The sequence below is a fragment of the Paenibacillus sp. SAF-068 genome (assembly GCF_051967555.1).
GTDB lineage: Bacteria > Bacillota > Bacilli > Paenibacillales > Paenibacillaceae > Paenibacillus.
Genome location: NZ_JBQCJX010000001.1, coordinates 260,716 through 277,920, shown reverse-complemented (window position 1 = coordinate 277,920; position 17,205 = coordinate 260,716). Strand labels below are relative to the sequence as shown.

Below are 17,205 nucleotides of genomic sequence, written 5' to 3'. Positions count from 1 at the left end.
AATTGTTTTATTTAAGTTCAGCTAATATTTTTTACACAGCACTCCGATTGCAGAATAACCTTCCGATCGCTGTTATCCCCAGATTTCTTGATTCCCATTTGTAAAGGGGAAATCCGGTGATAAAGGCGAACGCTTCGCTTCTTCAGTTTTTTCTGCCCTCTCCGTTATCGTGTAAATGATTAGTTCAACTTATATAAATTGACTAAATGACCCTAGCCCTATTGTTATTTTTGTTATGATAAATTATAATAACATTATTATTTGTAAGTTTACTGTGTCCGAAGATGATCGTCAATTCTTAGAGGTCATCTCAATGGATTTATGCAGTTCGCTTACATACGAAGGAGTAATGATATGTCACGCAAAGTATCCATTCAGACGCTGGCTGACCAGCTCGGATTATCCAAATATGCCGTCTCCCGCGCACTCAGCGGCAAGACGGGCGTTAGTGAAGCAACACGTGCCCGGGTTCTGGAACTTGCTCGGGCTTTGGGATATCGCCAAAGTACTCCGGGGGCTATCAACAGTCCTGCTGCCGCAAACAATGCAGACCCCTCCGATCCCCCGTTTGTTCTCATATGCATGAATCAGCTCAATCGCGGTGAACCGCACTACTGGCAACGTGTTCTGTCAGGCATGATCTCCGCCTGTAATGAACGTGGTTGGCATCATGCCATTGTATCTCCATCACTCGGAGTGACGGACGAGAACACATCTCCCGAAAAAGCTATTGCTCCTCATTTGGACTGGGAACATTGTGCAGGGATTATTGTCATGGGCGCTTTTCCTCATACGGTACTGCAAAGACTTTCTCAGACGGGTCGGCCTATTATTCTCGTAGATCATCAGGAGCCACTGTTGAATTGTGATACGATCAGCCATGATAATCTGGAAGCGGGCATCACGGTAGCGAGATATTTAATGTCGATGAATTGCCGACGGATCGGCCTCATCACAGATGATGGTCGTGCTGCCAGCTTCGCGCAGCGGAAGATTGGTATCGAACTGGCTCTGAATCATTTTCATGTGGATACCAGTCATACGACCAGCTTCAGGGAGTGGAATATCCCTTATGAAAATGGGGAATGGGTTAACCAATTGGCTACCACCATTCAAAACATGCCAGATGATGAACGTCCCGACGCCTGGATTGGTGTTAATGATGATATTGCCTTGCAATGGATGCACAAACTACAGGAGATGGGCATCTCCACGCCTAAAGATTGCCTTGTCATCGGTATCGACAATGTACACTCTGCGGTTACGTCCTCCCCGCCCCTGACCACAGTTAATCTCTGCAAAGAGGAGCTTGGACAACGTGCCGTTGAAGCTTTACAACGCCGGATCGAACGCCCGGGGACGCCGAAAGAAACGGTGATGTTATCGACCACCTTGATTCCAAGGGAATCGGCGTAATCCGGCGTGTACGACCTCCTTAACATAATCACAGATCAACATTATTAAATGCCAAAAAGACCCCACATATTATTATGCGGGGTCTTTCATCACCATCTAGTTATTCATACAGAGCTTATTACGTTCCGTTCACGGCATCCGTGCTGTTATTTTTGCCAAGGCAGACTAGTATATGACGGAAGATCTACTTCCCATTTTACATCATGATACTCTCGATTAACCACATTTCGTTTTAAGGTCAATCTCGTTCCATCTTCTTTGTAAAATCCTCGGATGACCAATTTCAGGTTGTCTGCAACGTATTCTCCGTTATTATTCGGCTGGTCTGGAAAACCGATTACTTGAACAGGATACTCTTTTCCTCCCGAATCTACCGCCACCCAGTGATCATCATTAAAAGCATTTCGGAAAGTTCCAGTTCCCTCCAAGACAAGTGAGTAGTTTTTGTCATAGGATTCCCACACAGGTTTGTAATTGAAATCAGAAAATAAAATTTCATCTCCATATTGTTCAAATTGCAATACGTAGGTGTAAATTTCAGCATCCTTACGCATCTTTTCCAGATCCACTTCCAGGGACTTCTCTTCCCACACCGGGATGGTGTAGCCATCCAGAACAAAGCGAATCTTCTTCGCATCCACCGTAACATAAGCAGGGTCCCATGTCTCAGAAAATTTCATCTGACCATCATTATTCTCACTCAGTCTGCTCATATCTCGGAGTCGGAACTTGGCTTGTCGGGCATTGGGTCTGTTCTCATTAAAAATTCGATACTCATTCGTCTCCGGAATTTCGATATGATACATTAAGTCCATATCATCCGCCCAATTCTCTCCGACTTTGGCACGAAGTTGATCTTCCAGAGTGATGTTCATGTCAAGACGTGTCCCGTTTGGCGTGCGTACAAGCTGTGTCATATTCAGTTTCAAGCCCTCAGGAGTCGTGTAGGTGTTGTTCATGGGAGCCTCAACAGCCATTAATTTCGCTTTGGTCATATCGATCTTGAATTGGAAGCTCCAATCCACCGTTGTATTACTTGCTGTAATTTTTCCAGTATCAAGATTATAATGATCAGGAATTTTTAAATAACTTAGTTCTCCCCGTACAAATACGTGATCTGGAATATCATCATTCAATTGGAATACAAACCTTTGATACTTCCCACTGCTAAGTCTCGTATCCACCGCCATGGAAGCAGCGCTATTCCCTTTTTCATCTGTAACATGAATCCTTCCCGCTTCCGGATAAACAATAGGTATTGTGCTTCCTTCAGGGTTGCTTTGTTCTGTTATAATAATAATTTGTGAACGATCCACTAGGACATCGCTAATCTTGAGTGTATACCCCTGATCTAGAATTTGAATATTCGGGTTAATTACAAGGTCGAGTGGTTTCAGACGTTTGTAATCGTCCGTTAGATAAGCAGATCTTATTTCTTCCGGTACAGGTATGTCAGGAAGCCGCTGATCCACAGCATTTACCGCGGGTTGCGCTGGCTCTGCTGTGCGGTCAAACGCAAACCATGCCCCTCCCGCAAGGATCACAACAGCCGCTGCGGCGATTCCAGTTCGGCGCATCCAATGCGCTCTCATGGATTTTTTCTCGAATGGGTGCTGATTTTCTCCACGCTCCATGGACACACCATCCAGCTTCTGCATGACCTTCAGCGTAAAATCGGAATCCGGCTCCTCACGGTACAGGTGTTCCTCCCACAACCGATCTTCATCCTTTGAAATAGGCTTCATACGTAGCTAAACCTCCTTTGCGTTCCATTTGCTTCCTTAGCGTTCTTTTCCCGCGATACAGGACATTACGCACTCTGGTCGAACTCATGCCTGTAATGTCTGCAATCTCTTCGTAGCTCAACTCGTTTGTGTACTTCAGCAATAACACCAGGCGATACGATTCAGGCAACTGTTCAAGCTCACGATATATTTCACGCTGCATCTCCTTATGCAGCACACGCTTTTCCGGCGTCTCGTTACTGACAGGTTCGATCCCCTGATCGACCGCAGTCATCACGGGCTTCTTTTCCCGTATAAAATCCCGCATCCGATTCACCGCAATGGTATACACCCACGAAGAGAAACTGCTCCCCTCCCGCCTCGACGGAAGATAACGATAGATACGAATGAACGTATCCTGAGCGAGATCCTGTGCATCCGGATGACTCGCGCCCATTCCGCGCATGATGCCGTAGACTTTATTTTTATATCGATCCACAAGCACGGAGAACAACTGCTTATCCCCTGCAATAATGCGCTCAATAAGCTCCTCCTCCGGTATCTGTTGAGTCATGTAATCCCCCTTCTCTACAGCTTCCATGCATGGTTCTGTACTATATAGACAGAAGCCGTTCCCCAAACCTCTCACTTTATCCAAAAAAAAGAATTCGCCCTGATCGGCGATTGCCGTCCTGTCTGACTTCCCTCTTAATCTTTTCCATTCTTGTCCGCAACAAAATCAGCAAGCTGTGAATAGATCGCCACAATCTCATCCATCGACATGCGCACGAGTCCACTGGACGACGGAGCGACGAATTCCTGAATTTCCTTGACGACCGGGTCGTCCTGAAATCCCCATTGCACTCTGGCGCGCTTGCTGTATTGGGTGTATACTCCTTTTCCGACAAAGCAGGCGATGTCCGGTCGGTAGTCCTCCAGCTTTTGCCGTAAAATCTGGCGTCCTTCTGCGTACTCTTCCTTCGTAATATCTTCCATTCCTCTGGTGGGCCGAGCCACGATATTCGTGAATCCATACCCCAGCTTCAGCAACTCTCCATCCTCCTGTGCATCATATAAACGAGGGGTTAATCCCGACCGTTCAAGAATGCGCCAGAACCGGTTGCCTTTGTACGCATAATGATGCCCCGTCTCTCCAGACGTAATACTCGGATTGAAACCAATAAACAATATCGATAGACCAACATCCAGATGATCTGGAATCATAATGCAACACCTCCTGATCTTTTTTAGCCTATTCCAACGTTCAGTTGTGTATAAAATGATATAATAAGCAAAGCATTTTCGAAATCGGATGAAATTTTCATGAAAAAGGAAGCTGAACTAATGATTGCAGACATCATGCTTGAAGTCGTCCTGCCCGTCTTTCTCCTGATTGCCGTCGGGTCCTGGATGCAAAAGGTGTTCAAGCTGGACTTGTACACCCTCGCCAAAATCAATTTCTATTGTATTACCCCCGCAGCCGTCTTTATGAGCATGTATCACTCGGATATGTCCGGGGAATTGCTCGGAACTGTTACCCTATTTTACGCAATATATGTATTGATTCTCTATATTGTAGGTTCTGTATTTGCGCGCTCACTTAAGATGAATAAAGGCATGAAGGCTGCCTTCAACAACAGTATCATGCTGGATAACGCAGGCAACTATGGACTGCCCATCAATGCACTGGTATTCCGCGGTGATCCACTCGCCTCTTCCATTCAGGCGCTGGTCATGTCTTTACAGGCATTACTGACATTCACCTATGGTGTGTTGTCCATTCAGGGTGCGAAGCTTAAAGGCAATTACCGTGCGGTGATTATCGGATTTCTTAAAATGCCTGTTCCGTATGCGCTCTTGCTGGGGATTCTGTTTCACATGTGGAAGGTTCCCTTGCCGACGTTCCTGTCCATGCCGCTGACCTATGCGCAGCAAAGTATGGTTGCCGTAGCGCTACTGACGCTGGGAGCACAGATTGTAAAATATCCAATTCGGCTGTACCGTCTTGATGTGTATATTAGCACATTTTTGCGTCTCCTGATTGGCCCCGCTATCGGGATTTCGATTGTGCTCATGTTGGGGTTGGAAGGCATCGCTGCACAGGCACTCATTATCGCTTCGGGTATGCCGACAGGTGTCAACGCATCCATCCTGGCGGAAGAATACGATAACGAACCCGATTTTGCAGCCCAGACGGTACTGATCTCTACGCTCTTGAACATCATTACGATTACGGCACTGATCTCTTATGCCAAAACGTTCTAAAATAAAAAAACAAGTCCATGACCCACCAAAGGGTTGTGGACTTGTTTTTTAGGTGCTAAAACTATGATTCAAACGTCGTCCGTTCAGGGAACTTGCCGCCTTCCCTGAATAAACATCGTACCAGTCGCTGCGCGGCTCGGTTAAAGAAAAAACTCGGACTTACCCCATCCACCTGGACAGGTTCCAGTTCCCTCACACTTTCCTTGATCTTATTCATCTCAATGAGCCCCATCTTTCGCTCATTCGGTCCGAATCGATAAATAACCTTCTCATCGTCCTCCGTCTGTTTTACCAGCAGAATCAAGGATGCCATACAGGTTACCCCCTATCGTTACGTTATGAGATTCCATAAATCACTTGCCTACTCTAATTATTACCCAGATTCTAGGGGAAGGATATAGGACTTAAGTTAGTTATACCTAATTTAAATATCCTGATATAAAGATTTCCCGAAATGAGTCGTTAGGCTCACAAACACTGTGTTCACGCTATCCTTTTGGATAGTCACTGTCATGAAAGTGCGTACTGCCCAAGTCGTTTTTCTCAGGTTATACTCATTTTAGCCCGAATTCCAAAGGAGAGATTCATATGACTACAACTCAAATCTATAGCCACGGTGTACCGTGGGAAGAAGCATTCAGCGTCGCTCAGGGATACAGCGTTAACGGCATGATCCATATTGCAGGACAATTTTCGCATGACATGCAGGGGACGTTCATTGGTGTGGGTGATATTGAAGCACAAGTTCGCCAGACACTGGATAACCTGGATCGCGTACTCGCAGGATTCAACGTGACCAAGTCGAACATTGCTGAACTGGAGATTTTTCTGGTTCATCCTCAGGAGCATCTTGAGCCATGTGTTGCCGTATACAAAGAGTATATCGGTACGCATCGTCCGGCGGTTACCATGGTCGGCACATCGGGTCTGGCTTTCCCTCATCAACTGATTGAGATTCGCGCGGTTGCACATACCGATTGATCATCCGCATACCTCATGTGTCCCAGCTCAAGATACGTTATGCGATGGGGATCTCCCCAAAATAAATGCATGTATAAATACAATAGAAGAAGCAGGTTAGGATTTAGATCCCAACCTGCCTCTGGTTCATTTTCTTATTTTTATTCTTTCACTTTCACCGTCAGCGTATTACCCGACGAAGTAAGGGATGCTCCAAGTCCTTCTACCAGGACTCTAAGCGGAATGTATGTTGTTCCCTTAATTTCTTTGGGCGCTGCCTGTAAGGTGACATCTTTTCCGTTCACCTTCACCTTTTTACTGCCCAAGGTAAAGATTAGCTTGTACTTGTCTTTGGTAACGGTAATGGTTTGAGTCTTACTGTCCCAAGATGTTTTGGCTTCCATCGCTTTGGCCATCTCTCGCAGAGGTACAAGATTCGTGTTATTCATTACAATGGGAGAATCAGTGAAAACAACCTTGGAACCGTTCACCTTCACCTGAACAGAAGACTTGATATATTCTGGTTTGGGAGCAGCTTGCTTTTTGGTTGCCGTTGAAGATTTGTTACTTTTCTTGGTACTTCCTGAACTGGATGAACTTGAAGATGAAGATTTGGAACTCGAAGAGGAACCTCCATTGTGATAGTGATATTCCCCTTGTTTCAGCCCCCATTTGGCACAATTAGTGCGACAGGTGTGCCCTCCACTCGCATCTGTTCTTCCCGGATGGGCAGACGCAACCGTAGCGAAAATCATGAAAATGGCAAGCAAACTGCTTATTACTTTAATACGCATATGAATAACCCCCAGCAATTAGTTTGGCCAGAGTATCATACCATAATTACCCATACAATATATGTTAATAATAAAATTTATTTTCATATAACAATTTACAAACGCAGGTCCGCTCGCTCCGACTTCAACGATAGCGTTACCCACCTACATACCACTTTCGCTCTCTTATTCTCCTTCGCCCCACACCTCCTGCAATGCCAAACGGAAAATTCGATCCAATTCTTCATATCGAATCACCTGCTCATTCTCCATCTGACTGGCCAGTCTGTCAAAATGCTCGATTTTCTCTGCCAAAAAAGCCTGTATGGCTGGCAACTGCGGCTCCAGATCCAGTTCCTCACCCGCTTTTTTTCGGCGTAATAACTCATGAATCTCCGTATACAGCGGTGTAGTCGCAGGCACAAGTTCTTGCAACAGCTCTTCAAATGCCATCGGCGGCATCGCATCATGACGTTCGATCCAGCTACATGCGAGTAAGGGGCGCAGCACATAGAAATACTTTTTAATTCTTACTCGCTCACCTTGTAAATAATCCCGGAAATTGCCCTTCGCCATATTCAGATAATGGTACATGCAGGACTTGGGCGAGAAGGTCAACGGTGAAAGTGCACGGATATGCTGTGCAACGTTATACCGTTCATCATACTGAATGGGGGATTGCAGCCACTCCAGCAGCGGTGGATTTGATTTGCGAAACAGCTTCAACGCCTTGCGCAGATCCCAACCATTGATATCGAGCTGATCACTGATTGGGCGTTCGATAACATCCCTTCGATCCTCAATCGATAAGTACCATTCCAGCGGTCTCACATACAGGAAACGCACATCGTAATCACTATCCTGGGAAGGAAATCCCCACGCCCGGCTGCCTGATTCACAGGCATAGATGATCCGTACCTGCTCCTCCTGTTCAATCCGCTTCAGTTGTTGTCTGATCGTATCTTTCATTTCTTCTTGAACATAAGTCACGCTCAGTCGCCTCCAATTTCCCCAAATTTTAAATATCCATCGCTCTCACCCGGTCCGCGAGTGTATCATATCCGGCCACAGTTTCCGCAATATACGTCAATACCGTTTCACTCCAACCGTAGATGTAAAAGGTTCTACCATCCCGCGGTGGTACCAGTGCCTGCTGATAAGGTGCTATATCCACAATAAATGCCTTTAGCTCCGGATTCATCATCCGGCGGTATCGCTCAAGCTCGGCATATAACGGACTGCCTTCATTCTGCTGTTCGTCGGTGATCATAATGATCTGATCCACTTTCTCTCCGATATCCCGAAGTTCCCGCACAGGTCGACCGGTGTCTGTCCCACCTTGTGCACGAATACGATGAGCCTGGGAAAGAATGCTCTCATTCATCTGCGGCCGAGCATCCTCAACCATATGGTCGAATAACCAGAACACTGCGTTACCTCTCGTTTGTTTATAAAGGGCCAGTGCCAGCACCGAACCAATGCGTAAATAATCCCCTTGCATGGAACCGGAACGATCCAGGAAAATAGCGGTTCTTCCTGGCAGCGTTGGCAGGTTGCCAATGGATAGCTCCACCGCCTGCCGCAAAGCATCCCGCAGCTCTTCCCTCGCAATCATTTCATACGCACTGGCAAACCGGAAAGGCAATATGCGCGATTTGCGCAAAGCTTCCGCATCCGTTAGACGACGTGTAACAACATCGATATTTTTCGATTTCTCAAAAACACCTGCCCGATCCATTGCGTTCAGATGGCGCAACAACGCAAAGGTGGGCATTTGTGACATTAATGCCTCCCACACCGTACGTGTCGGTTGCATGATCGAGGTGACCACCGAATACGGAAGTTTGCCTTTCTCGATCAGATGCATCCGGCTTGCCGGGTTGGGGGTAGCTTTCAGTTCTTCCAGCGCCTGCAACTGCGGAAGTTCCGTAAGATCCACCTCATGTCCTCGCAAATAACGGAATAAGGCTTGCTGCTTCATATCTTTCGGCTGGGGGTGTGCTGTAGCGATCATATCGCCCAGACTGTATCCACGCCCGCGTCCGTTGTATTTGATGGCCCAGTATTCGCTGATCCCGTTCAAAAAGAGACTCACCTGACGCTTCACCGCTCGGCCGCCCTGCCCCCGACCCAATCCTCTCAGAATGGTCAGAAAATCAGCCAAATCAGCCGGTGTCTGTACGACTTGAGAGAATACCTTTGCAAACTGATCCACATTCACTTTGGACAATAGTGCCAAGCCATATAAAGGCTGTAACCGCATCAAACCTTCATTACGAGCATAGACCAGCGCCCGCGCCATATACCCTGCATCGACCTCAGCCATCTCCTGATGACTGACCATCGCGTCGTCCATCAGTTGCTGGGTATCTGCATAGAACGTATTGTTCAAAGTATTGGTCATCAACATCTGTATATATTGTTCCTCCACCAATCGCTCATAGGCTCCGTAGCCCCCATGATTACGTGTCGTTGGCTGAGGTTGATTGAATAATTGTTTCGCTCTGCTCATCCCTCATGACCTCCCGGTGTGAGTCTATTTACTGTTCTTTCATAATAAAATGTTCCGAGGAAAAAGGTGGGAAGGTATAATACCCGCTCTACCGCTGAGCTACACCGCCATGAACGGCGGCGATTGGATTCGAACCAACGACCTGGTCGATTAACAGTCGAAGTAACCCTCCCTGGCGCCTCGGAACCTTGATCCACAGTGCTTGTTGCTGCCCCGCTTCACAACCTCATTATGCCTCACACATCTGCAAGCGAACATGGCAAAAGTATGACGATGACTCAATTTTTGAAATGGAATCAACCATCATAAGTTTAAAATGAAACCTGACACTCTTCCTGCTACAATAAAGAGATATCGTACATGGGAAGTTCACGAATGTTTCTGTATCCCAGAATTGTTCTGCCCACATCGTCGTCCATTCTATCCGCCTGACTCCAGGCCACCAAGGAGTGAATACCTATGGCTAAAGAGAGTTTTGACAAAGAAATTCAGTTCTTACGCATGTTATCCCTGACCAGTGGTGCATATACCCGCAAACAGTACGCCGAGCGGCTTGGCATATCCGTACATACCTTTGACAAAACTAATCGCAGGTTAAAAGAAATCATGCAAAGCGTTACTGAGCAGCGTTCAGGCGCCGAAGCAAGCCGGGATATGGCTGATCTCGTCCGCTTCCAGTACGGAGAATCCGCGGAGCCCATGCTGCTCTTCCTCTTCCGCGCCAAGTCGATGAAAGAGACCGAAGTTCAGCGTCTTTCCGTCCTTTTGCATACCCTGCAAAATACATGCCTGACCGCGATGGAACTGCTGGACGCTTGCTGTGCTGATCTGCCGGAAGATCTGGCGTTACCTGATGAGAAAACCATTCGCTCTGATCTGAAATATCTGGAAGAGGTTGGCGTTATTCGGAAAGAGCCCGGTGGCAGGCCGTATCGATATGCTTTAGAACAAGATGTCCTTACCGAATTAACCGTGGAGGAACAGCTGGAGTTGTATGATTTTGTGGATATGATGGCGAATACCCAGGTTCCTTCCGTACAGGGGTACCTGTTGCGGGACAGTCTGAAGAAAGCCATTATGGCAAGTTATCCGCAAGACGAAGCTACCGAGCCCTATATCTATAAATATCACTACTATTCTCGTATCCTGGACGAAGCTCATCTCTACACCCTGCTTAGTGCAATTCGTCAGCGCAAACGTGTGCAGTTTTTGTACTACTCACCAAAAAAACCATCCAGCTACAGTTCACAGAATACGAATCCACGCTTCGAAAGGGAAGCAGGCGGACGATCCAACCGGATCGTGCCCCTCGAAGTGGTCTATGACCATCAGTATGGTCGTTGGTATGTCATTGGATTTCAGAGCCGCCAGGGCTTTGTGAAATTCCGCATGGAAGGCATAACTCAACTGGAGGAAGAAGATTCAGTAGAAGAGGAATACATGCTCGAGTTGAAGCAGCAGTGGACTGACATCAGTCGCTACAGTTGGCTGGTAGACACAGGCAATACCGTGACGGTTCAAGCTCGCTTTTTCCACCCGGAGCGTGGTCAGCGCAATTTCATTCTGGATCGGGTTCGTCTGCAAGGGCAATGGGGCAAGATCGTTCCCGAAACGGATCATACCTTTCTCTACGAAATCCAGGTCAACGGTACCACCGAGATCAAACCGTGGTTACGGAGTTTTGGCTCAAGCTGTGAAATCATCGCACCGCAGAGACTACGCCAGGAGATGATCCAGGAATGGAAGGAGATTGCCGAATATTATGAACCTGTTCGAGAAGATGTTCAATTACCAGATGATGACCCGGCTGAATGAAACCGGACTGTTCACCTGGACCTCACAGGAACGGGCCTGGCTTCGCATGATGCTGAATCACCCCGCAGCGAGAGAAGCGCTGAGCACGGTAACGTTGAATAAAATGCATAACATGCTGAATGGTGAGCAAGACCTGAACCTTCAGGATTACCTGACCGAAAAAGCCAAAAGTGAGGAAAACAGTGTCTCTCATCCACTGCTTAGACGGTTACGATTAATCATTCTTCAACGCCAGGGATTCCGACTGATTGGTCGTGTCCGTAATGGACGCACTAGCCAGGATGAATTGGGGTTCCCGTATAAACTGGAGTATTCCATGGTCAAAAAAGAATGGTATGTGCTCTGGTACGCGCCTCGTATCGACACGCTCATGTCTACCAAGCTGCACAGCATCGTTAGCGTGGAAGACCAACCGGTTGAGCCGGATACCGCTTCGGGCTACATTGCCCGGATTGCTACTATTACAGAGAAGCGCAAAACGACGATCACCATCGAGGTTCTGCCCGAGTTCAATCAGGAGTTATCCCGAATCCTCTATGCCTTCTCCTGCTTCGAGAAACAGGTCGAGTACATGGAACCCCAGCAGACCTATCGGATCGAACTGACCGTTCCGCGGAATGAAATGGATTATGTCTTATCCAAGATGCGTTTTCTGGGCAAACGGGTGCGGATCGCTGACCACATGGTGCTGCGGGAGCGAATGTCCGAGACAGCTGCCAAGGCATTGGCCCGTTATGCAGCTAAAGATCCTGATACACATTCCGAATACTCCAATGACGTTCAGCACCGTCAACCCGAGGAAGAACCGCTTGCAAAAGCCGATGGTCATTGATGCCGTAAAAGCGGGTTAACCATAACCTATTGCTCAAAAATAAACCCTATATAAAAAAAGGTCTGGAAGATCTCATCCAAACCTTTTTTTATATACATGAGCATGAACTAGGTTCCCCCGCTGCTAGCAGCCGAGTTCCGTCTTTTATTAATCGCGTGCACGCCCATGACCACTGCAATTAATTCATAGTTGTCCAGTTGTTCCGACTGGTTATCCAATACAAATGCCCCTGAACTGAACCAGCCGCTGGTACGACGGAAACTTGCCACGATGCGGCCACCACTGCCGCTAATATCATACTCCTGCGAAAATGCTGGAGCAAACACATCGTACGTACCGCGCGACCCGGCATCATACTCATACTTTTTGCTAAAGAAACTGAACCTCGCTCGCAATACACCCAGATGTCTCCCATCGGCTGAAGTAATATCCCAACGATTGGTTAACATGCGGAATTTGCCGCTGCAGACCAATCCCGAGTTATCGGATACATCGAGCGAAGAGCCAAATACACTTTTCAAATCCAAGTGTCCGGCCTGTTCCTGATTCGGATTCATAATTTCGGTATAACCTGCGTTAAAAAAGTTGTCCCTAAAGTATAGTTCCATAATCCTTTCTCCCTCCCCTTACATATCCCCTTTCGTTCTCTTTAACCGGGATCAACAACCAATGAATACGATATCTATATATATTGAACTAAAGAATATTTACACTGTACACTCCGATGACAGAACAACCTTCCGATCGCTGTTATCCCCAGATTTTTTTGATTCCTTTATAGAGGAGAAATCCGGGGATAAAGGCGAACGCTCCGCTTCTTCAGGTCCTTTCTGTCCTCTCCGTTTTGTGTAAATGTTTAGTTCAATTTATATAGATTTACGTGTATTCATTGGGATGCGATTCAAAAAGTCAAATCTCGGTGTATGACAAAACGAGCAACTCTCGTCGCCCGTGTCGTTTTATCTTAACCTGCTTATAGCGTGGTCCTCAGACTTCAACTTTTTTATTGTTCAGGTAAATGGTAGCCCATACCAGAATGACCGCTACGATTACTTCAAATATAGTGCTTCCCCACATGCCATCCGACCATAATACGCCATTGCCTGTGATTGAAATCCCTGTATTATTTTCGGTATAACGGAACATCTCAACTGGACTGAAGCGTCCTGTCATCATCATATTCTCCAACCAGCCAATCACATTAACGAGGACCAGGAATGCAACGATTCCGATCCACGGCCCGGTTCTCCAGCGGAAGCTGCCCGCAATCGAGATCGAAAGAAAGATAATGACCGTCATAAATACGATAACCCAAGCGCTAAACAGCAACAAACGAAGATAATCCGAAACATGCAGACCCGAAAGATCAATATGGGTAATCATGTTCATTCTGAGTTTCATTGAGATGTAAATGTAGGCATGAATCGTAAATATAATCACTAATCCCAAACCGCAAATAGCTCCAAAGATCAAAGGAGACAACACATGGGATAGACCCGTTACGGGCAAAAGACGACGATTATAAGAGCGGATATTGGAGGTGTATGTTTTGATCATTTTCACATAAATAGCCACACCTACTCCAACATAACCCATAATGCCAAGCACAATCCCTGCGATCTCAGACATGAAAACGGAAAACGCCACTTGTGCAATAATTAAAATAACCAGTCCTGCCAGCAGTGTATTCCAGTTTCTTCTAAAGTCATACTTCAATAATGTCATCATTCCGCATAAACCTCCTTGAACATCTCATCCACACTTTTTCCATACTTCAGACGGATTGTTTCCACTTCTTCCCTCATCACCAGCTGACCTTCACGAATGAAGACGACTTCATCAAAAATCCGTTCGATATCATTCACCAGATGTGTGGAGATGATCAGACTGCTGTCTTCATCATAGAATTTGACGATCGCATCCAGAATCTTGCCACGCGCAACCGGATCTACTCCGCCAATCGGTTCATCCAGTAGATACAGACGAGCCTTACGGGATAGTGCCAGTGTTAGTTGCAGCCGTTCATTCATACCTTTCGATAGATGCCGCACCCGGTCACTCTCAACAAGGTTCATAAAATCGAGGATCTCCCGTGCCTTTTCCTCGTCAAAATCAGCATAGAAATCGCGGTAGTACGCAATCGCATCCCGCACTCTCATCCACTTCTCGGTTAATGGACGATCCGGCATAAATGAAACCAGTGACTTCGTCTCCAGCCCAACGGGCTTACCTGAGACTTGAATTGTTCCACTGCTTGGATGCAGCAAACCTGCAACCAGCTTCATGAGCGTACTTTTGCCACTGCCGTTGCTACCCAGCAGACCTACGATTCGGCCAGGCGCAATATCCAATGTGATATTACTGAGCGCTTTCTTATTGCCATATGTCTTGTTAATCTGGTTCAGTTCAAGAATGTTACTCATGCGTTGTTCCTCCCTTTCCTTCCGCAACGGCATCGGCTACGATGGATAAGATATCCTGTTCTTCAATCCCCAGTTCCTGCATTCCGGTCAAAAAGCGTTCCAGCAACTCACCGGCCATCTCTTTTTTGATCGTCATAATCTTCCGCTCCTCACTGGTCACATATCTGCCCAAACCCCGTTTGGTTTCAACCACTTCTTCCCGCTCGAGCTCCTGAAATGTCCGTTGTACTGTATTCGGATTAATCTGTAATTCAGCCGCAAGTTCACGAACCGAAGGAATTTTGTCACCTGCCTGAAGTGTCCCGGTTACAATCTGTCTCTTGATATACTGCATGATCTGCAAATAGATCGGTAAGTTGTTATCAAATTCAATAGTCACAAAGCTCTCGCTCCTCTCTGTACTGGTGTGTTAGTTATATAGTACACTAGTGAAATAGTGTTGTAAAGCCCATTTGTGATGAATATATATTCGCTTCGTTAATGGACAAGCTTTCGTTATCTGTATACATACAAAAAAGAGCAGATCGTATCGATCTGCCCTGTATCGCTCAATATTCATATTTTCACCTTGCTCATATGCTCATCGTTCAAAGATACCATCTACACGATGTCTAAAGGTACCTTGCCTTCAGGTGCAGGGAAAGCTTCATCCAGCCGGGTCCGTTCTTCTGGTGTCAAAACGATGTTCACTGCTGCCGCATTGTCTGCCACATGACTCAGTTGTACCGCCTTGGGAATCGCCAGCACATCTCCATCCCTGATCACCCAGGCTAATGCAATCTGCGAAGTTGTCACTCCTCGATCCTGTGCAATCTTCTGAATGACTGGATGTTCCAACAACTCACTTCGAAGCCTGCCGCCCTGAGCCAGGGGACAATATGCCATGACTGGAACATGCCGTTCCCGCATCCAGGGAAGCAGATCATGTTCAATACCGCGCGAAGATGCATGGTAAAGCACCTGATTCACCATACACTGCGAGCCCTCCGGCAGGCTCCATAATTCCTGCATATCCCTTGTGTCCAGATTCGAGACACCCCATCGCAGAATTTTACCGGATTGTTTCAATTGTTCCAGGGCCTGAACCGTCTCTTCGAGCGGTACTCCTCCGCGCCAGTGGAGCAAATACAGATCCAGACGATCTGTCCCCAGTCGCTTGAGAGTGCGCTCACAGGCCGTAATCATCTGCTTGCGATCCGCATGATGGGGATACACTTTGGATACGAGAAAGACTTCATCACGAAGGCCTGAGATTGCCTTTCCCGTAACGACTTCTGCCCCACCTTCTGCATACATCTCCGCCGTATCAATCACGGTCATTCCCAGTTCAATACCTGAACGCAGTGCCCGTACTTCTTCTTCCTGGCTGGATTGCTTCTCTCCCATGTACCACGTGCCTTGTCCTATCGCAGGCAGGACAGTTCCATCTGGAAGAAGAATCGTGCGTGTCTGATCACCATGCATCATCTATGTTCCTCCATTCTGAAGACTCTATGGACATTACGACGGGCATTGCGACTTCGCTAACGATGACTATACGATTCATAAATCATGCCATCACTTACATGTCTCCAGTGCCTCATCATCAGGATATACAACTGATCCAGTGGCATGGTGAGGCTACTCTGGGCAACGCTGATGGTCGCATCAACCATATTGCTGTTGACCGTCATCAATTTGCGTTTCATCCCGTTCTGGCGATCCAGGAAACCTTTCTCGTCTCGCAATTTAACACCGATCATTTTCTGTCCCATCAATTCATACATAAAAATATTCTCAACGTCTCTCCAGGCCACGGCTCCTCCTGCGGTATACGAAGATGCATCCACAAACCCATCCTCATTGATGACAAAAGAAGGTTCCTTCTTAATCATCTTTACCAGACTGTAGCAGAAACATAGCCCAAAAAACAAAATGGATAGAATTCCAATCACACCCGAAAGGATGGAATCATTCGTATCGGAAGAACGATCAAAAATCAGAAAAAATCCGGCGGCCACAAAAAGTGCTGCCCCTGCCGTAAGCCACGCCATTCGTTTACGGTTTGGATATTCTACATGCTGTTCATAGGATGTGCTCAACGTGACGTTCCTCCTTCATTACGACTGAATCATACAAGTTCTATATAAACGAATGGCTATGAACCAAATAACCGAATGCAGAACAGGAATTGCACTGTACATTAAACCAAATCCACCCATGTTAAACATTAAATTTAGACCATTTCTCGTCATTTTTGCGCATATTCCACATTAGGATTCGTCATCCCTCGAGCAATTCCTTTTAACACACCTATATGAATTGAATAAAGAATATTCACACGAGCCACTCCGATAACAGAACAACCTTCCGTTCACTGTTATCCCCAGATTTGTTTTATCCTTTCTATGAAAGGGAAAAGCCGGGAATAACCTATGCTTCCGATGCAGCTTTCTTTCAGAAAGCTTTTAGGCGAACGCTCCGCTTTTTCAGGTTATTTCTGTCC

At 46.7% G+C, this 17,205-nt stretch carries 18 protein-coding genes; 5 read left to right on the top strand and 13 right to left on the bottom strand.

The window, feature by feature from the left end; genetic code table 11:
* Positions 1–354 precede the first annotated feature (354 nt).
* A complete protein-coding gene (locus ACTHPG_RS01150; RefSeq protein ID WP_440387249.1) occupies positions 355–1,416 on the top strand; it encodes a LacI family DNA-binding transcriptional regulator in 1,062 nt (353 codons plus the stop codon).
* Positions 1,417–1,562: 146 nt separating this feature from the next.
* Here the strand turns inward: ACTHPG_RS01150 and ACTHPG_RS01145 are convergent, their stop codons facing one another.
* The 3 genes from ACTHPG_RS01145 to ACTHPG_RS01135 form a co-directional block, all read right to left on the bottom strand.
* On the bottom strand, positions 1,563–3,161 hold the full coding sequence (locus tag ACTHPG_RS01145) for a hypothetical protein (RefSeq protein WP_440387248.1): 1,599 nt from the start codon (positions 3,159–3,161) through the stop codon (positions 1,563–1,565).
* A complete protein-coding gene (locus ACTHPG_RS01140) occupies positions 3,139–3,714 on the bottom strand; it encodes an RNA polymerase sigma factor (RefSeq protein ID WP_440387247.1) in 576 nt (191 codons plus the stop codon). Before ACTHPG_RS01140 ends, ACTHPG_RS01145 begins: the two co-directional genes overlap by 23 nt.
* A gap of 134 nt (positions 3,715–3,848) precedes the next feature.
* Positions 3,849–4,364, bottom strand: a complete 516-nt coding sequence (locus ACTHPG_RS01135) for a mismatch-specific DNA-glycosylase (protein ID WP_440387246.1) — start codon at positions 4,362–4,364, stop codon at positions 3,849–3,851.
* Positions 4,365–4,484: 120 nt separating this feature from the next.
* Between ACTHPG_RS01135 and ACTHPG_RS01130 the strand changes: the two genes are divergently transcribed.
* The gene (locus ACTHPG_RS01130) at positions 4,485–5,405 is read left to right on the top strand and encodes an AEC family transporter (RefSeq protein WP_169480293.1); all 921 of its coding nucleotides are present in this window, start codon (positions 4,485–4,487) and stop codon (positions 5,403–5,405) included.
* Positions 5,406–5,466: 61 nt separating this feature from the next.
* Here the strand turns inward: ACTHPG_RS01130 and ACTHPG_RS01125 are convergent, their stop codons facing one another.
* A complete protein-coding gene (locus ACTHPG_RS01125) occupies positions 5,467–5,718 on the bottom strand; it encodes a hypothetical protein (protein WP_105408427.1) in 252 nt (83 codons plus the stop codon).
* Positions 5,719–5,993: 275 nt separating this feature from the next.
* On the opposite strand from ACTHPG_RS01125, the gene ACTHPG_RS01120 reads away from it, so the two are divergent.
* Positions 5,994–6,386: a RidA family protein gene (locus tag ACTHPG_RS01120; protein WP_440387245.1), complete on the top strand. Its 393-nt coding sequence runs from the start codon at positions 5,994–5,996 to the stop codon at positions 6,384–6,386.
* 140 nt (positions 6,387–6,526) lie between these two features.
* On the opposite strand, the gene ACTHPG_RS01115 is transcribed toward ACTHPG_RS01120, so the two are convergent.
* The 3 genes from ACTHPG_RS01115 to ACTHPG_RS01105 form a co-directional block, all read right to left on the bottom strand.
* Positions 6,527–7,159, bottom strand: a complete 633-nt coding sequence (locus ACTHPG_RS01115; RefSeq protein WP_440387244.1) for a copper amine oxidase N-terminal domain-containing protein — start codon at positions 7,157–7,159, stop codon at positions 6,527–6,529.
* Between the two features lie 165 nt (positions 7,160–7,324).
* The gene (locus tag ACTHPG_RS01110) at positions 7,325–8,107 is read right to left on the bottom strand and encodes a nucleotidyltransferase domain-containing protein (RefSeq protein WP_440390064.1); all 783 of its coding nucleotides are present in this window, start codon (positions 8,105–8,107) and stop codon (positions 7,325–7,327) included.
* Between the two features lie 49 nt (positions 8,108–8,156).
* Positions 8,157–9,650, bottom strand: a complete 1,494-nt coding sequence (locus ACTHPG_RS01105; protein ID WP_440387243.1) for a TROVE domain-containing protein — start codon at positions 9,648–9,650, stop codon at positions 8,157–8,159.
* Positions 9,651–10,109: 459 nt separating this feature from the next.
* Between ACTHPG_RS01105 and ACTHPG_RS01100 the strand changes: the two genes are divergently transcribed.
* Both ACTHPG_RS01100 and ACTHPG_RS01095 read left to right on the top strand, forming a co-directional pair.
* Positions 10,110–11,465, top strand: coding sequence for a helix-turn-helix transcriptional regulator (locus ACTHPG_RS01100; RefSeq protein WP_440387242.1), 1,356 nt, complete (start codon positions 10,110–10,112; stop codon positions 11,463–11,465).
* Positions 11,413–12,297: a WYL domain-containing protein gene (locus ACTHPG_RS01095; protein ID WP_440387241.1), complete on the top strand. Its 885-nt coding sequence runs from the start codon at positions 11,413–11,415 to the stop codon at positions 12,295–12,297. Before ACTHPG_RS01100 ends, ACTHPG_RS01095 begins: the two co-directional genes overlap by 53 nt.
* A 107-nt stretch (positions 12,298–12,404) precedes the next feature.
* On the opposite strand, the gene ACTHPG_RS01090 is transcribed toward ACTHPG_RS01095, so the two are convergent.
* The 6 genes from ACTHPG_RS01090 to ACTHPG_RS01065 all read right to left on the bottom strand — a co-directional run bounded on the left by ACTHPG_RS01090 (position 12,405) and on the right by ACTHPG_RS01065 (position 16,801).
* Positions 12,405–12,905 (bottom strand): hypothetical protein, encoded by a 501-nt coding sequence (locus ACTHPG_RS01090; protein WP_440387240.1) that lies wholly within the window; start codon positions 12,903–12,905, stop codon positions 12,405–12,407.
* A 379-nt stretch (positions 12,906–13,284) separates the two neighbouring features.
* A complete protein-coding gene (locus tag ACTHPG_RS01085) occupies positions 13,285–14,025 on the bottom strand; it encodes a hypothetical protein (RefSeq protein ID WP_440387239.1) in 741 nt (246 codons plus the stop codon).
* Complete coding sequence (locus ACTHPG_RS01080; RefSeq protein WP_440387238.1) at positions 14,022–14,720, bottom strand: ABC transporter ATP-binding protein; 699 nt, start codon at positions 14,718–14,720, stop codon at positions 14,022–14,024. The genes ACTHPG_RS01085 and ACTHPG_RS01080 overlap by 4 nt, the downstream gene beginning before the upstream one ends.
* Positions 14,713–15,099, bottom strand: a complete 387-nt coding sequence (locus tag ACTHPG_RS01075; RefSeq protein ID WP_036606428.1) for a GntR family transcriptional regulator — start codon at positions 15,097–15,099, stop codon at positions 14,713–14,715. Before ACTHPG_RS01075 ends, ACTHPG_RS01080 begins: the two co-directional genes overlap by 8 nt.
* A 221-nt stretch (positions 15,100–15,320) precedes the next feature.
* Positions 15,321–16,187: an aldo/keto reductase gene (locus ACTHPG_RS01070; RefSeq protein ID WP_440387237.1), complete on the bottom strand. Its 867-nt coding sequence runs from the start codon at positions 16,185–16,187 to the stop codon at positions 15,321–15,323.
* Between the two features lie 56 nt (positions 16,188–16,243).
* The gene (locus tag ACTHPG_RS01065) at positions 16,244–16,801 is read right to left on the bottom strand and encodes an STM3941 family protein (protein ID WP_440387236.1); all 558 of its coding nucleotides are present in this window, start codon (positions 16,799–16,801) and stop codon (positions 16,244–16,246) included.
* Positions 16,802–17,205: the final 404 nt, after the last annotated feature.

Excerpts from the sequence above, each read along its gene's own strand:
- ACTHPG_RS01150 (WP_440387249.1), top strand. The coding sequence starts at position 355 with ATGTCACGCAAAGTATCCATTCAGACGCTGGCTGACCAGCTCGGATTA.
- ACTHPG_RS01145 (WP_440387248.1), bottom strand. The coding sequence starts at position 3,161 with ATGAAGCCTATTTCAAAGGATGAAGATCGGTTGTGGGAGGAACACCTG.
- ACTHPG_RS01140 (WP_440387247.1), bottom strand. The coding sequence starts at position 3,714 with ATGACTCAACAGATACCGGAGGAGGAGCTTATTGAGCGCATTATTGCA.
- ACTHPG_RS01135 (WP_440387246.1), bottom strand. The coding sequence starts at position 4,364 with ATGATTCCAGATCATCTGGATGTTGGTCTATCGATATTGTTTATTGGT.
- ACTHPG_RS01130 (WP_169480293.1), top strand. The coding sequence starts at position 4,485 with ATGATTGCAGACATCATGCTTGAAGTCGTCCTGCCCGTCTTTCTCCTG.
- ACTHPG_RS01125 (WP_105408427.1), bottom strand. The coding sequence starts at position 5,718 with ATGGCATCCTTGATTCTGCTGGTAAAACAGACGGAGGACGATGAGAAG.
- ACTHPG_RS01120 (WP_440387245.1), top strand. The coding sequence starts at position 5,994 with ATGACTACAACTCAAATCTATAGCCACGGTGTACCGTGGGAAGAAGCA.
- ACTHPG_RS01115 (WP_440387244.1), bottom strand. The coding sequence starts at position 7,159 with ATGCGTATTAAAGTAATAAGCAGTTTGCTTGCCATTTTCATGATTTTC.
- ACTHPG_RS01110 (WP_440390064.1), bottom strand. The coding sequence starts at position 8,107 with ATGAAAGATACGATCAGACAACAACTGAAGCGGATTGAACAGGAGGAG.
- ACTHPG_RS01105 (WP_440387243.1), bottom strand. The coding sequence starts at position 9,650 with ATGAGCAGAGCGAAACAATTATTCAATCAACCTCAGCCAACGACACGT.
- ACTHPG_RS01100 (WP_440387242.1), top strand. The coding sequence starts at position 10,110 with ATGGCTAAAGAGAGTTTTGACAAAGAAATTCAGTTCTTACGCATGTTA.
- ACTHPG_RS01095 (WP_440387241.1), top strand. The coding sequence starts at position 11,413 with ATGAACCTGTTCGAGAAGATGTTCAATTACCAGATGATGACCCGGCTG.
- ACTHPG_RS01090 (WP_440387240.1), bottom strand. The coding sequence starts at position 12,905 with ATGGAACTATACTTTAGGGACAACTTTTTTAACGCAGGTTATACCGAA.
- ACTHPG_RS01085 (WP_440387239.1), bottom strand. The coding sequence starts at position 14,025 with ATGATGACATTATTGAAGTATGACTTTAGAAGAAACTGGAATACACTG.
- ACTHPG_RS01080 (WP_440387238.1), bottom strand. The coding sequence starts at position 14,720 with ATGAGTAACATTCTTGAACTGAACCAGATTAACAAGACATATGGCAAT.
- ACTHPG_RS01070 (WP_440387237.1), bottom strand. The coding sequence starts at position 16,187 with ATGATGCATGGTGATCAGACACGCACGATTCTTCTTCCAGATGGAACT.